General features: G+C 64.4%; 15 protein-coding genes. 9 read left to right on the top strand and 6 right to left on the bottom strand.

Annotation, left to right across the window (positions count from 1 at the left end; all coding sequences use genetic code 11):
* Positions 1-73 precede the first annotated feature (73 nt).
* The 7 genes from AC3FKG_RS04070 to AC3FKG_RS04040 all read left to right on the top strand — a co-directional run bounded on the left by AC3FKG_RS04070 (position 74) and on the right by AC3FKG_RS04040 (position 6,355).
* Positions 74-718 (top strand): BON domain-containing protein, encoded by a 645-nt coding sequence (locus tag AC3FKG_RS04070; RefSeq protein WP_488742482.1) that lies wholly within the window; start codon positions 74-76, stop codon positions 716-718.
* A gap of 56 nt (positions 719-774) precedes the next feature.
* Positions 775-987 carry a DUF2188 domain-containing protein gene (locus tag AC3FKG_RS04065; protein WP_488742481.1) on the top strand — a complete coding sequence of 71 codons (213 nt, stop codon included), beginning with the start codon at positions 775-777 and terminating at the stop codon, positions 985-987.
* 214 nt (positions 988-1,201) lie between these two features.
* Positions 1,202-2,338 (top strand): ABC transporter permease, encoded by a 1,137-nt coding sequence (locus tag AC3FKG_RS04060; RefSeq protein WP_483714442.1) that lies wholly within the window; start codon positions 1,202-1,204, stop codon positions 2,336-2,338.
* A gap of 2 nt (positions 2,339-2,340) precedes the next feature.
* Complete coding sequence (locus tag AC3FKG_RS04055) at positions 2,341-3,039, top strand: ABC transporter ATP-binding protein (protein ID WP_488742480.1); 699 nt, start codon at positions 2,341-2,343, stop codon at positions 3,037-3,039.
* Positions 3,036-4,127, top strand: a complete 1,092-nt coding sequence (locus AC3FKG_RS04050) for an HlyD family secretion protein (RefSeq protein ID WP_483713074.1) — start codon at positions 3,036-3,038, stop codon at positions 4,125-4,127. The genes AC3FKG_RS04055 and AC3FKG_RS04050 overlap by 4 nt, the downstream gene beginning before the upstream one ends.
* A gap of 14 nt (positions 4,128-4,141) precedes the next feature.
* Complete coding sequence (locus tag AC3FKG_RS04045; protein WP_488742479.1) at positions 4,142-5,584, top strand: efflux transporter outer membrane subunit; 1,443 nt, start codon at positions 4,142-4,144, stop codon at positions 5,582-5,584.
* 117 nt (positions 5,585-5,701) lie between these two features.
* A complete protein-coding gene (locus AC3FKG_RS04040) occupies positions 5,702-6,355 on the top strand; it encodes a BON domain-containing protein (protein ID WP_488742478.1) in 654 nt (217 codons plus the stop codon).
* A 33-nt stretch (positions 6,356-6,388) separates the two neighbouring features.
* Here the strand turns inward: AC3FKG_RS04040 and groL are convergent, their stop codons facing one another.
* Positions 6,389-8,023 (bottom strand): chaperonin GroEL, encoded by a 1,635-nt coding sequence (groL, locus tag AC3FKG_RS04035; RefSeq protein ID WP_488742477.1) that lies wholly within the window; start codon positions 8,021-8,023, stop codon positions 6,389-6,391.
* 329 nt (positions 8,024-8,352) lie between these two features.
* On the opposite strand from groL, the gene AC3FKG_RS04030 reads away from it, so the two are divergent.
* Positions 8,353-9,027, top strand: coding sequence for a dienelactone hydrolase family protein (locus tag AC3FKG_RS04030; protein WP_483713079.1), 675 nt, complete (start codon positions 8,353-8,355; stop codon positions 9,025-9,027).
* Positions 9,028-9,098: 71 nt separating this feature from the next.
* Here the strand turns inward: AC3FKG_RS04030 and AC3FKG_RS04025 are convergent, their stop codons facing one another.
* From AC3FKG_RS04025 to AC3FKG_RS04015, 3 genes are all read right to left on the bottom strand, one after another.
* Positions 9,099-9,323, bottom strand: coding sequence for a hypothetical protein (locus AC3FKG_RS04025; protein WP_488742476.1), 225 nt, complete (start codon positions 9,321-9,323; stop codon positions 9,099-9,101).
* 198 nt (positions 9,324-9,521) lie between these two features.
* Complete coding sequence (locus tag AC3FKG_RS04020) at positions 9,522-9,764, bottom strand: hypothetical protein (protein WP_488742475.1); 243 nt, start codon at positions 9,762-9,764, stop codon at positions 9,522-9,524.
* A gap of 40 nt (positions 9,765-9,804) precedes the next feature.
* The gene (locus AC3FKG_RS04015; protein WP_483713082.1) at positions 9,805-10,473 is read right to left on the bottom strand and encodes a SagB/ThcOx family dehydrogenase; all 669 of its coding nucleotides are present in this window, start codon (positions 10,471-10,473) and stop codon (positions 9,805-9,807) included.
* Positions 10,474-10,747: 274 nt separating this feature from the next.
* Here AC3FKG_RS04015 and AC3FKG_RS04010 point away from each other — a divergent pair, with 274 nt between their 5' ends.
* Positions 10,748-11,287, top strand: coding sequence for a hypothetical protein (locus AC3FKG_RS04010; RefSeq protein ID WP_488742474.1), 540 nt, complete (start codon positions 10,748-10,750; stop codon positions 11,285-11,287).
* Positions 11,288-11,340: 53 nt separating this feature from the next.
* Here AC3FKG_RS04010 and AC3FKG_RS04005 read toward each other — a convergent pair whose 3' ends face one another.
* On the bottom strand, positions 11,341-12,855 hold the full coding sequence (locus AC3FKG_RS04005) for a bifunctional aminoglycoside phosphotransferase/ATP-binding protein (RefSeq protein WP_488742473.1): 1,515 nt from the start codon (positions 12,853-12,855) through the stop codon (positions 11,341-11,343).
* A gap of 66 nt (positions 12,856-12,921) precedes the next feature.
* A complete protein-coding gene (locus tag AC3FKG_RS04000) occupies positions 12,922-13,386 on the bottom strand; it encodes a lecithin retinol acyltransferase family protein (protein ID WP_483713085.1) in 465 nt (154 codons plus the stop codon).
* Between the last annotated feature and the right edge of the window lie 111 nt (positions 13,387-13,497).

The raw sequence follows: 13,497 nt of genomic DNA, 5'->3' as shown, positions 1-13,497 counted from the left end.
CGGAACGGTACGATCCCTTGCCGCACAGGCGCATCGAACGCCGTTCCGCAACACCATGTTGTGAGATTTTTCCATGAAAACTGATCTTCAACTCAAGAAGGAAGTCACGGAAGAGCTGGACTGGGATCCCGCCATCGACGCGGCCGCCATCGGCGTCGAGGTACGCGAAGGCTTGGTAACGCTCAGCGGCCACCTGCCCAGCTATGCCGAGAAGCTTGCCGCCGAGCACGCCGCCGAAAAGGTGTCGGGCGTGCGTGCAGTGGTGGTGAACCTCGATATCAAGCCCACTGGCGAGTTCAGCGATGAAGCGATTGCTATTGCCGCACGGGACGCACTGCAATGGCACGTTCATGTGCCTGACGACGCGATCAAGCTGCGCGTCGAGAGCGGCCGGGTAACGTTATCCGGCGAGGTGGAGTGGGGTTACCAGCGCAAGCTTGCCGAGCGTACCGTGTCGCAACTGCGCGGCGTGACGGGTGTCACAAACCAGATCAAGATGCGGGTGCGCCCCGCCCCCGACGATGTGGTCGAACGAATCGAAGCCGCATTGCGTCGACATGCCGAACGTGAAGCGAAGCACATCAGTGTATCGATGAGAGATGGGACGGTGACGCTGAGCGGCCGCGTGGGTTCTCGCGCGGAGCGACTGGCGGCAGTCGGTGCGGCCTGGTCTGCGCCCGGAGTTGGCGCCGTGGTGGACGATCTGGAATTGTCCTGAGCGCAAGGGAAAGATGCGGCGCTGGCGCGCATCTTCCCGACCAAGCAGGATGCGCGATGCCTTGGAATTCCGGTTACTTCCCGAACTCGATGAAGAACCTTCCACCACAGGTCAGGGCGAAGTCGATCGCGATCGCCAATGCGCTGCTGGAACAGGGTTACAGTGAAGGCATGGCGATTCGCATTGCCATCGCGCAGGCGTATCGCGGGGCCGCGAGCCATGCCGTTGCAGACACCGCCAAGCGTACACCGCCACGCCACTGGCCATGAAGCCGAAACAGCGCGCTGTACAGCGAACACCGCGGACAGCGCCACCTGTTTCCCCGCGACGCCAAGGGCCGTCGCGCCATACAAGGAAAGCAACATGCAATGCATCGACAGGGCTCAGGTCATTGTCCGCCTGAACGCGCGCTGAGACGTGAACATGCCGGCCGATGACGTCGATCCTTCTCACCATTCCCCGGACCCGCCGCAACGCGCTGCGATTCCGGGCATCCTGCTGCTGGCTTACAAGCTGCTGGTCAACGACCGTGCCAAGTTCACCGGTCTGCTGGTCGGCATCACATTCTCGGTGTTCCTGATGATCGAGATGACCTCGCTCTTTGCCGGGGTTCTGAACCGGTCGTCATCGACCGTCTTCAACATCGGCGCCAGCATCTGGGTCATGGATCCGGCCGTCAACACGGTGGCAAACACCATCGGGATGCCGGACTATGTGCTGGACGCCGTGCGAAGCATCGACGGCGTACGCTTTGCGGTGCCACTGTATTCGGGCGGTGCGCTAGTACGTCTTTCGAGCGGAAGCTATCAGCCCGTGACGGTGCTCGGCATCGACGACACCAGCCTATTCGGCCGTCCGCGCGTCATACGCGGCAGCATCGAAGACATCTTTGCCGAGAATGCCTTTCTTGTGGTGAAGGACGCCGAGTTTCGCAAGCTCGAGAATCCCGATGTCGGCACGGCTTTCGAGATCAATGACCATCGTGGCGTGATTGTCGGACTGGCCGAGGTATCGACCAGCGGGCTGTTTGGCGTCCCCACCCTCTACACCACGTACCGGCGCGCGATCCAGTACCTGCCAACGGCCCGCTACACCATCTCGTACATCCTGGTGGAGCCAAAGGCGCCGGAAGACACGTTGCGGATCCAGCAAGCTGTCAGCCGACTGGGCTATATTGCGCTGACGAAGGCGCAGTTCGTCGACCGCATCGCCGATTTCTACAAGTACCAGACCGGCCTGGGCACCAATATCCTGCTGATGACGGTCATCAGCTTTATCGTCGGACTGTCGATTTCGGGGCAGACCTTCTACACCTTCATCGTCGAGAACCTGGAGAAGTTCGGTGCCCTCAAAGCCATCGGTGCAAAGGGGCACGAGCTGGTGGCGATGATCCTGTTCCAGGCGACCTTCGTGTCCCTGACGGGCTATGGACTTGGCATCGGCCTGTGTACGGTCCTGATAGCCCTGGTGCGGTTGCGAATCCCCAACTACGCGGCGGTGATCACCTTCTACAACCTCGGGCTTGCGCTGGCCATGGTGATCGTGATCGCCGGCATCTCGGGCTATATCGGCGTACGGAAGGTGCTGCACATCGAGCCGTTCGATATTTTCCGGGCGTGATCATGGCACACGTCGCCATCTCGGCGCAGCGCATCGAAAAATGGTTCGGCGAGGGAGAGGCCCGTACCCACGCGTTGCGGGCCGTGAGCTTCGACGCCTACTTCGGCGAGATGCTGTTCATTGTCGGTCCCTCCGGCAGCGGCAAGACGACGCTGCTCAGCGTCATCTCGGGCATCCTGCGGCCGGACGGCGGGCGCGTGCTGATGGACGGCGTCGATGTGTGGAATCTGGACGATGACGAACTGGCCGCCTTCCGCCTCGCCAAGGTCGGGTTCGTGTTCCAGGACTATCACCTCTTTCCGCGCCTTACGACGCTGGAGAACGTCGCCATTCCGCTGGTCTTGCGCCGGTACCGCTGGCATGAGGCCCTGTCAGAGGCGCGCAAGTATCTGCGGATTGTCGGCCTGGAGAACCGGGCGCAGTTGCACCCCGTCAAGCTCAGCGGCGGCGAACAGCAACGTGTCGCGATCGCTCGCGCCATCGTCAGCCAGCCCGACATCCTGATTCTCGACGAACCCACCGCGTCGCTGGATGGCGAGACCGGTCGCACAATCATGAGCTTCATCCGCAAGGAAATCCTGAGCGAGCGTCGCTGCATTGTCATCGTCACGCACGATGCGCGCATTCTCGATATGGCCTCGCGCATCCTCGACATGGAGGATGGTCGGCTGAAGGCGATAGAAATAGGGGCCGCACAGTGAAGAAGAACCGCTGGCTTTTTCTGATATCGGCGTTGGGCGCACTGGTCGGCGTGTCCGCCGCGATCATTTATGCCCAGCAGAAGCCGCCACTTCCGCCGGTGTTTCAACCGGCCGCCAATCCCTATCGCAGTGGCATTTATGCAAACGGCATCGTGGAAAGCCAGCAGGACAGCGGTGCCAACGTCAACGTCTACCCCGAGGTAGCGGGAACGGTACTGCGTATCGTCGTGCATGAAGGCCAGGCCGTCAGGCGCGGCGATGAATTGCTGGCCATTGAGGACTCGGTGCAGCGCGCGCTGGCGGCGCAACAGAGTGCGCAGGCAGACGCCGCCGAGGCACAACTCGCGCAATTGCTGGCTCAGCCGCGAAAGGAGACGCTTGAAGTCGCCAAGGCGCAGGCTGATGCCGCGGCGGCAAGCCTCAAGACCGTGGAAGACCAGTACGACAAGCTGCGCAAGTCGCGGGACTTCGACACCAGGTCGGTCAGCCAGGACGCCATGGACAATGCCGCCAACGCCGTGCATGTCGCGCGCAGCGGCCTGGTGGTAGCCAGTCGGCAGCTCGCGCTGACGCGCGCCGGCGCCTGGACGTTCGACATACGCAACCAGGAGAAGCAGCGCGATGCGCTGCGAAAGGCGGCCGACGCGGCGGACGCCTTGCTGCGCAAGTATGTTGTGCGCGCGCCGATGGATGGCGTGGTGCTTTCGATCAATTCGGCCGTCGGTGCCTATGTATCGCCTCAAGGGACGTACAACACGTATACGCAGGGAAGCCAGCCTGTTGCTGTGCTGAGCAGCCAGCAGGACTGGCTCGGGGTTCGCGTCTATGTCGACGAGATCCTCGTGCACCGGCTGAAACCTGGCCGCGGCATGCAGGCCCGCATGTTCGTGCGCGGCACGGACACCAGCATCGCGCTGGAATTTGTCCGGGTGCAGCCATACCTGACGCCGAAGATCCAGCTCTCGGACCAGAGGGCGGAACGAGTCGACGTACGCGTACTGCCGGTGATTTTCCGCTTCAGGCCTCCTGCGCAGCCGCCCATCTACCCGGGGCAATTGGTCGATGTGTATCTGGGCGGGACACCGTGAACCGGCATTGGCCCATGCGGATTCCTCCGATGGCCGTGCTGGCCGTGGCGCTTTGCGGCTGCGCGGTGGGGCCCGACTTTGTACCGCCTGAGGAGCCTGCCATTTCACAGTATGTCCGCGGTGGGGACGCCAGCAGCACGCCTGCCGGTGACGGCCGGGCCCAGCACTTTGTTGCCGGCGCGACGGTGCCAGCCGACTGGTGGCGCATGTTTGGCAGTGCGGAGCTGGACCGGGCCGTGAATGGCGCGTTGGCCGCGAATCCCAGCCTGCAGATCGCCGAAGCGAACCTGCGGCACGCCGACGCGGCGGTGCGTTCCGGCGCCGGCGTGTTCTATCCGCAGGTTGCGGCACAGGCGCAGGCGTCGCGACAGACGACGACGCCCGCCCGGTTGGGAAGCAGTGCCCCTTCCGGCATATTCAATGTCTTCACGCTCGGCGCCACCGTCAGCTATGCGCTGGACCCGTTTGGCGGCAACCGCCGGGCGGTGGAAGCCCTGGCGGCGCAAGCGCAAGTGCAGCGCTACGCCGTTGGTGCGGCCTGGCTTACGCTGACCGGCACACTGGTCAGTACCGCGATCGCGCGCGCCGGCTATGCCGCCCAGATCGCTGCCACGGATACGCTGGTGAAAATCGTACGCGAGCAAGTCGACGTCACGCGCGCGCAGGTCAGCGCCGGCATGGCGACCCACGCCAGCGAACTGAGTCTGCTGAGCCAGCTTGGGGCGCTGGAGGCAACACTTCCTCCGCTGGCGCAACGCGTCGATCAGGCGGATCACCTTGGCGCGACGCTGGCCGGGCGCTTCCCGTCCGAGGCGGAGCCACTGGTCCTTTCGCTCAATTCGCTGGTGTTGCCGTCCGACCTGCCGCGCATGCTGCCTTCCGATCTCGTCCGGCACAGGCCAGACGTGCTCGCCGCGCAGGCAGAACTGCACGTAGCCGCGGCTCAAGTTGGCGTGGCAACGGCCGCGATGCTCCCGAACATTGTCCTGAGTGCCAGTTACGGCCGCGAAGGCGTACAGCCCGGGAGCTTGCTGGGCGCCGGCGGCGGCGTCTGGGGCATCGCGGCGGCCGCCTTTGCGCCGGTGTTCCAGGGCGGCACGCTGTACTTCAGGCGCCAGGCTGCACAGGCGCAGTTCGAGTCGGCACAGGCCAACTACCGGCAAGTCGTGCTGGAGGCCTTTGCCCAGGTGGCCGATGCACTGCGTGCCCTGGAACATGACGCGCTCACGGCCGAGGCTCAGGACCGCGCGCGGCAGGCCGCCGGCGAATTGATGGCCGAGGTGCAGGCCAACTACCGGGCCGGCACGGCGGGATACCTGCAGCTTCTCGTTGCCAATGCCCAGTACCAGCAGGCGACGATCGGCTATATCCAGGCTCACACCCAGCGGCTGCAGGACACCGCGGCATTGTTTCTTGCCTTAGGGGGAGGCTGGGAAACCGTGTCGCCGAGCCATTGACGCATATCAACAGATGACAGGAGTTACCGCATACGCTGAATCAGGGGAAGGCCAACGCGAGCAACGCTACCTCAGATGCCGGGGGCGCTCGCTGATCATCGACGAGGCGAGGGACTCATGAAAGGCGATATCCAACTGAAGCAGGACGTGATCGAAGAGCTGAACTGGGATCCGGCGGTCAATGCGAGCGGTATCGGGGTGGAAGTGCAGGACAGCATCGTCACGCTTACCGGCCACTTGCGCAGCTTCTCCGAAAAGTACGCCGCCGAAGCCGCGGTCAAGCGGATTCCCGGCGTCAAGGCACTGGCCGTCGAACTAGACGTGCGCTTGCCGGACGAAGCGCGGCGCACCGACAGCGACATTGCGCGTGCTGCCGCCAATGTCCTGGGCTGGCAAGCGATGGTGCCGAGTGGCCGGGTCCGCATCATGGTCGAGCATGGCGTGGTCACGCTGACCGGTGATGTCGACTGGAACTACCAGCGCGCCGTGGCCGAGCATGCGGTTGCGGGACTCTTCGGAGTGGTCGGAGTCAACAACGCAATCGCCGTGCGGCCGTTAGTCAACCAGGCGGAACTGGGCCAGCGCATCAAGGATGCCATCCAGCGCCAGGCCGAACTCGACGCCAGCCACGTGACCGTGGCGGTCTCCCAAGGCGACGTCAAGCTGGGCGGAAGCCTGCGTACCTGGGCCGAACGTGAAGCCGCGTACAACGCTGCGTGGGCCGCGCCTGGCGTCGTTTCCGTCGAGAACAACATCCAGGTCAATCTCTGACGCAAGAAACCTGTCCGCAGCGCGCCGCCTTCCTCAGAACTCTTCACCGAACATGCGGGCCCCCGCGGCAGCGTTCTCCGCGGAGCCGTGGGGGTTGCGCTCGATCGCGATCATGCAGTCGGTCGTGAGCAGCAATGACGCGATGGAGACGGCGTTCTGCAGCGCGGTACGCACGACCTTGACCGGGTCGATCACGCCGAGCTCGATCATGTCGCCAAAGCGCTCGCCCCCGGCATCGTAGCCGAGCGTGCCCGACGCCTCGCATACCCGGTGAACGACCGCATCGGCGTCCGCGCCGGCATTCGCGACGATCTGCCGCATTGGCGCCGCCAGCGCCGCGTGGACGATACGTGCGCCGGCAGCCTGTTCCGCGTTTGGCGCTTGCCAGTCCTGCAGCACGGTGCGGGCACGCAGCAACGCCACACCGCCGCCGGCGACAATGCCCTCGTCCACCGCGGCGCGCGTAGCATGCAGGGCGTCCTGGAACCGGCTCTTGCGCTCCTGCAATGCGCTCTCCGTTGCCGCGCCGACCTTGATGACGGCGACGCCGCCCGCCAGGCGGGCGATCCGGCGCTGCAGCCCTTCGCGATCGTAGTCCGAGCGGGCGTCGGGAACCCGGCTGCGCAGTACGGCGATGCGAGCCGCCACGCGAGAGGCATCGGCGCCGGAGCCCACCAGCGTCGTCGCGTCCCTGTTGATTTCCACGCGCCGTGCCTCGCCCAGTTGCTCCAGTCCGACATGCTCGAGGGATGTGCCAGTCTGCGGCGACACCACGGTCGCACCGGTAAGCGCGGCGAGATCCCCCAGTTGCTCGGTGCGCGATTCGCCAAAGCCCGGGGACTTTACCGCGCAACTCTTCAGTGCGCCGCGCAGGTTGTTGACGACCAGCGTTGCCAGCGCTTCGCCTTCCACATCATTGGCGATGACCAGCAACGACCGGCCCGCCCGTGTCACCGTTTCCAGGATCGGCAGCAACTGTGCGATCGACGAGATACTTGCGTCGCAAAGGAGCACCAGCGGAGACTCGAGCACGACAGCGCGGCTCTCCGTGGTCGCGAACAGTGGAGACAGGTAGCCACGGTCGACCAGTGCGCCTTCGGCAATAACCAGTTCGTCGTCGAGCTTGGAGCCGTCCTCGACGCTGATGGCGCCGTCCTTGCCCACGTGTTCCACGGCCTGGGCGACCAGCGTTCCGACAGAATGGTCGCCGCTGGCCGAGATGGTCGCAATTTGCCTCATTTCGTCAGTACCGCCGCACGGCTTTGCACTGGCCAGCAAATGTTCCGAGACCAGCTTGCCGGCCGCTTCGATGCCTCGTTTGAGTTGCATCGGGTCGTGTCCGGCCTCGACGTACTTCACCCCTTCCGCCACGATGGCGTGGGCAAGGGTCGTCGCAGTCGTGGTGCCGTCGCCGGCGATCTCGCCGGTTCGGACCGCTGCTTCACAGAGCAGTCGGGCGCCCATATCGGCGAACGAGTTGGGCAGCGAGATCGACTTGGCTACCACCACCCCGGAATTGGCGACCAGGGGCACCATGTCGCGGCGTTCCACGATGACATTGCGCCCGCCCGGTCCCAGCGTGACCTTGACGGCCCGGGCCAGCAATTCCACACCGTGGAGCATCTCGCGCCGCGCGCTCTGGTAGAAGATAAGTGTTTTGTCAGGCATGGCTTATCCCGCATCGTGATCCAGGCAGGCAACGGCTCTACCGTAGGTGCCATGGCGGCGCGCGCGTTGATGTAACGCAAGTGCGGCGATGCGCGACGACGTCACGAACGCCGCAGGAGGCCTCCGCTGTGTTCGCGGGGGCGCTTGTGCATTTCCTTTGATCCAGCTTAAGTCGCGGCCTGGCCGGGCGCCTAGCTTATTCCTATGCGGCCAGCGGCCGCTGCCAACGCGAAACAAGGTGCCGTACGCCGGCGTGCACCCGGGCGCGACGAACTGCATGTGAACTGGCACCGGAATTGACCGGAGCACCCGAATAAGAAGGGGCGCGAATGAAACTCGTCACTGCGCAGCAGGTAATGATCCACGCGGATGACGTGGTCCTTCCGGGGGAGCTGGCCTTGCCTGACGCACCCCGCGAGATTGTCCTGTTCGCTCACGGCACCGGCAGCTCGCGCCATAGCCCGCGCAACCGCCTGGTCGCGTCGAAGCTGCATGATGCAGACATCGGTACCTTGCTGTTCGACCTGCTGACGCCGGAAGAGGATATTGGCCTGACGCGGCGTTTCGATATTGCGCTGCTGAGCGACAGGCTCAGCGCCGCGACAGAATCGATTGAACGCTTGACCGGGCAACGTCATCTTCGACTTGGTTACTTCGGGGCGAGCACCGGCGCGGCCGCTGCCGTGCGTGCCGCCGCAACGACGCCGTCGCATAGGCGCATCGAAGCCGTGGTGTCCAGGGGCGGACGTGTCGACCTGGCAGGCCATGACGCACTCTGCCGCCTCGCGTCTCCGCTGCTGATGATCGTCGGGGAGGCCGATCCGGTCATCGTCAACCTCAATGCGCGCGCGACGGCGTGGATATCCTGCGAGAAGCGGCTGGAAGTGGTTCGCGGGGCGACCCACCTGTTTGAAGAGCCAGGTGCACTCGAACAGGTAGGGCGGCTTGCGGCCGAATGGTTTGTTCGTTATTTCGCCGCGGCAGAAAAGCGAAGGAGCACGTAGGATCCTTGCGAAAGGCGGAAGCGCAAGTCGCAGCGAGGACCCTGCCAGGTATGCTCATTCGTGGCTGAGGCTCATTCGTGGCTGAGATCCATGCCGAAGCCGCCGGCCAGTTCGCAGTCGATGGCGCCGGCCGCATAGGCGAATAACCAGTTCTCCGCTTCCTGCGGCGTTGCTGGCGAATGACTCCAGTCCGGCGTGAAGCGCACCTCCGTGCGCACACAGATGTCCTGGCCGGGCCCACTGATCTGGACGCGGCCGTGTGAGCTTGACACCCCCGGTACCATGGCATCAGGCATGACAATAACAATCCGGAATCCCTTATACGATCGTTCATGTCCTGGCATTTGGTGCTCCGATGAGGGGTAGGGCCCGACGCGGCCCGGGATACGGCGCCTGGATTCGCCTTGGATTCGCATATCGCAAACAACACAGAACAAGGGGCGCGCACCTCTCTGTACGCGCCCCCGGGCCGCGGGACATGACACCGAAGGCGTTCAGGGAAGATCGTACTCCCGCATCATTTCCGCGGTAATGGCCCTGACAGCCGCCTGGCATGCCGGCCTGACGCCAGAGAATTCTTCGATGCGCCAGTTGCACCCGCTGTTCGTGGCGGGGTCGACACGCAGCGGCAGCGGAATCTCCGAATTGCGGCAAGCGTCGCCAAGGTCGGCATTTTCCGTCAGGCGACGCAGGATTTCATTGCGGATTTGCTCCGCGCTTCCCTTGTTCTTGATCATTTCAGTCTCTCCTTGAAAGAAGGGTCGGTTATCCCGGGCGTCATGCCTGACTAGTAATGACATGCGAGGCAGCACGCCCGATGGTCTGAGACAGGATCGGCTCCTCATCCTCGTTCAGCGACATATGCTCGGCGAGCAGCCGCCGGTTCAGCCAGCCACGTACGACAGCGCCAAGACCTGCCGATGCGCAGTACAGATAGGCGTTCTCCGCCATGGCCCCGGCTGCCGCCGCGGAGAACGTCTCGCGCAGTTTCGGCGGCATGTCCTGCATGCGGCCATGGTTGGCCACAAAGACCAGGTCAAGCGGCGCCATGCCGACAAAATCCTGGTAGCCCGTCATGCTGCGCAAGTCGGCAGCGCGCTTCAGTTCCAGGCAATGGTGCACCGGGTCATAGCGATAGAGACCTGCGGGCAGTGCGACGTAGACGTCAATCACGGTTTCACCATAGGGCGATGGCGCGGTACGGCCACCACCGAGCGAGCGGTTGACGCCCGCGGCCGCCCACAGCAGTTCGCTGAGTTGCTTCAGCGGCACAGGTTGCTGGTCGAATTCACGCGTGCTCTTGCGCAGCCAGAGGGTTCCCATCAGAGGCATGCCCGATGTCCGGTCCGGCTCGGGCAGCGTGATGACGCGCTCGCTGACGCCCACGGCCGGGCGTGGCAACAGGCCTTTGACGGGCTCGTACGGTAGTCGCTTCAGGTCGTTCATGGAAGACTCGCATCGGTGAGTGTGGAATGGGCCGTGCGGATCTGGACGGCGCCGCCTGCCTCAAAATCTAGACGGCACGGCAGTCCGCGGCTTGCGCTCGGTCAAGACCGGGGCGGATGAAGCAGCGGTGGTTCAGGCCGTGTGGCGAAGCCGCGTCTATCCCGCCCTACGGGGCTGGCGCAACGCGCTGGAGTAACAACGTCCACCTCGACGCCCCGGGACCTTGTCGCGGGCTTGATTGAGGCAGGTCAATTTGCCAGGGACGCAGTGGCCTATGTTGATCAGAGGGCGACAAGTCCGTTTCGGGTCAGCAGGAGGAACCACCATGGCAAGCCGTCATTGCATTTCATTATTCATCGCGCTCGCCGTTGCCGCCGCCGGGACACCCGGCGTGTTCGCAGCGCCGGCAACCGACCGCGCCACGTACAAAGGCAGTCACGCGCCGGAGCGTCCGGACGAACCGGCGGCCGCATCCCAAGCCTCCGCGCAGCTCGACGCGCAGATCGCGCATCTGCGCGCCATCCGCGAACGGCTGTCGCGCGCCAGTTCCGATGAGGAGCGGCGCATGCTGCTGGCCGAACGGGACACCGTGATGCGCGATGCCATGGCGACGATGCACGGGTCCGCTCGAGCGCGTACCGCGGGCCTGGCCGGAAAGCCCGGGGCCGGTCCAGGCATGTGCTATGACGCGACGCAGCAGCACGTCGCGCTCATGCAGGAAATGATGCTGGCGATGCCGGATGGCCACGGCGCGGGTATGCCGAACGGGGCCGGTCCGGGCCCCGGAATGCACCGCGGAATGATGGCACAGTAGATCGACCCGCACGGCGCATGACGGCCGCAGGCAAGCGGGAAGGCTGCGGCGCGTCATGCCGGCAGGAAAGGCGGGATGAACCGGCTTGCCGGAACGGCACAGGCAAGCTGGGCCTCGGTCAGGGGCTCCTGTACGCGCAGTTGCCACGCCAGCGTGGCGCAGTCGGCCTCGGATGCATCCTGGCCTGACTGGGCCCGTGCCAGGATACGCGTTCGCAGCGTATCCACGGGCGCTTCGCACTGGACAATGAAGAACGGCACGCCGAGACGGCGCGCCAGCGCCATGAAGCGGTCCCGCTGCCGGCAAGACAGGAACGTGGCGTCGGCAATCATCGCGAATCCCGCACTGCAGCCAATGCGGCAAATGGCCCGCAGGCGTTCATAGGTGCGATCCGTTTCCCTCGTGTCATATCGACCATCCGTCGCCCGCGCGCCATGGCGCAGCCGCTGGCGCTCGACGTCCGAGCGCACGCGCACCATCGCCACCGTTTCCGAGATTCCCGCCGCGACGGTCGACTTGCCGCTGCCCGACAAGCCATGCATCACCACTAGCGTGGCAGCGCGGCGGACCAGGACCCGCCATGACAGGGCCAATAGTTTGCGGCATTCCACGCGCGTGGCCGACATCGATGCGTCCAATTTGTTGCTTTGCTGATGGTCCCGTTCAAGCATGACGCGCGCCCGGACCAGCGCGCGCATGGCGACATAGAGCGGCAAGAGCTTCAGCCCCGCGTAGTCGCCGGAATGTTGCAGGTAGGCGTTGAGCAGGCGGTATGCGAGATCCTGCCGCCCCTGATGCAGCAAGTCCATGAAAGGAAAGGCCATGTCACTGATGGTGTCGATCCAGCGCAGGCCCGGATCGAACTCCAGGCAATCGAATGGCGTTGGCTCGCCGTCCAGCCATACGATGTTGCCCAGGTGCAGGTCGCCATGGCATTCGCGCACATGGCCGCTCTGCAGGCGCGACTGTATCGCCTCGCCAAGGGCGGCCGCGCGAGCGCGAACCAGTCTGGAAACCTCCGTCGATAGCCCGGAACGGTCGTCGAGATGCTCGATACCGCCGAGGCATTCGTCGAGGGTCGCACGGACGCGGGCCGGCGTCCCATATCCCTGCTCCAGGCGAGCGCAAGGCTGATCACGATGGAACCGGGCCAGCCGTACCGCGAGGGCATCGATATGCGAGACCTGCAACCGGTTCGCCGTCAGCATCTCGCTGAACAGGTCCTGCTGCGCAAAGCGCCGCATCTTGACGGCGTACTCGAGGGGGACGCCCGCGCCCTCCACCTTGACGGATCCGGCCGTGTCCCCGGCAACGATGGGGACCACATCGAGATAGAGTCCGGGCGCCACGCGCCGGTTCAGCCGAAGCTCGGTCTGGCAATCATCACTGCGCGCTTGTGCCGTCGAGAAATCCAGGAAGTCGAATCGCACCGGCTTTCGGACCTTGTAGGCGAAGTCACCGGCAAGAAACACGCGCGAAATGTGGGTCTCGATGACCCGCACACTATCGACCGAATGAGGGTAGGCGTCCGGCTTCGCCAATGCCGCCGTTAATGCCGCGTCTTCCACGGGATTCCTCGCTGCCGTTGCCCGACGATGCTGTCAGTGTAGCGGCTGGCGGTCTGCTGGCGCCAGCTATGCTGCCGCGCGGACGGGCGTTCCGAACAGGATGCCGATGAGCGCCTGGACCGCACGCCATGGCCTGGTCATTAGTGCCTCCACTTGTTGGCTGCGGCCCTGACCAGACACACACCATGTGCAAAAGTGTTCGCAGTTGTTGGTAAGGAGGTGGTAGTCGTTTTCACCGAGCCGTGACGTCGCTCGCCGGACAATCTCCACGCCGATATATTGCGCCGCCGTGTTCGTTTCGACGCTGAGGCCATAGCCGTTGGCGAAGTCCGACAAGCTGGTCTTTTCGACCGGGCCGCAGCGCAGGAGTCCCTTGAATCCGACATAGTGTATGACCTCGCCGTTGCCGGCATAGATGCCGTGATGAATGTAGCCTTGGCGCCGCGTCACGAGATGCGCGCCAGGCACAAGCGTTCCCACCAGTGCCGCCGGAGCGGCTGCGGATTCGATGTATTGCGCGTCGTTGTTCATCGCACGCCCCTTTTTGTGTTCCTGGTTCTCCCGGCAGGCCACTGGCGTGGGTTTCACTGTGGCGGGACATCCGAGGCAGCGGCTTGCCTGTGTGGATGCCTTGAGTATGGT

The sequence above is a fragment of the Cupriavidus sp. 22TCCZM04-2 genome (assembly GCF_057798895.1).
This window is presented reverse-complemented; position numbering and strand designations above follow the sequence as displayed.

Excerpts from the sequence above, each read along its gene's own strand:
- AC3FKG_RS04065 (WP_488742481.1), top strand. The coding sequence starts at position 775 with ATGCCTTGGAATTCCGGTTACTTCCCGAACTCGATGAAGAACCTTCCA.
- groL (WP_488742477.1), bottom strand. The coding sequence starts at position 8,023 with ATGCCTGACAAAACACTTATCTTCTACCAGAGCGCGCGGCGCGAGATG.
- AC3FKG_RS04010 (WP_488742474.1), top strand. The coding sequence starts at position 10,748 with ATGTTGATCAGAGGGCGACAAGTCCGTTTCGGGTCAGCAGGAGGAACC.
- AC3FKG_RS04015 (WP_483713082.1), bottom strand. The coding sequence starts at position 10,473 with ATGAACGACCTGAAGCGACTACCGTACGAGCCCGTCAAAGGCCTGTTG.
- AC3FKG_RS04055 (WP_488742480.1), top strand. The coding sequence starts at position 2,341 with ATGGCACACGTCGCCATCTCGGCGCAGCGCATCGAAAAATGGTTCGGC.
- AC3FKG_RS04045 (WP_488742479.1), top strand. The coding sequence starts at position 4,142 with ATGCGGATTCCTCCGATGGCCGTGCTGGCCGTGGCGCTTTGCGGCTGC.
- AC3FKG_RS04040 (WP_488742478.1), top strand. The coding sequence starts at position 5,702 with ATGAAAGGCGATATCCAACTGAAGCAGGACGTGATCGAAGAGCTGAAC.
- AC3FKG_RS04000 (WP_483713085.1), bottom strand. The coding sequence starts at position 13,386 with ATGAACAACGACGCGCAATACATCGAATCCGCAGCCGCTCCGGCGGCA.
- AC3FKG_RS04020 (WP_488742475.1), bottom strand. The coding sequence starts at position 9,764 with ATGATCAAGAACAAGGGAAGCGCGGAGCAAATCCGCAATGAAATCCTG.
- AC3FKG_RS04070 (WP_488742482.1), top strand. The coding sequence starts at position 74 with ATGAAAACTGATCTTCAACTCAAGAAGGAAGTCACGGAAGAGCTGGAC.
- AC3FKG_RS04030 (WP_483713079.1), top strand. The coding sequence starts at position 8,353 with ATGAAACTCGTCACTGCGCAGCAGGTAATGATCCACGCGGATGACGTG.
- AC3FKG_RS04025 (WP_488742476.1), bottom strand. The coding sequence starts at position 9,323 with ATGCCTGATGCCATGGTACCGGGGGTGTCAAGCTCACACGGCCGCGTC.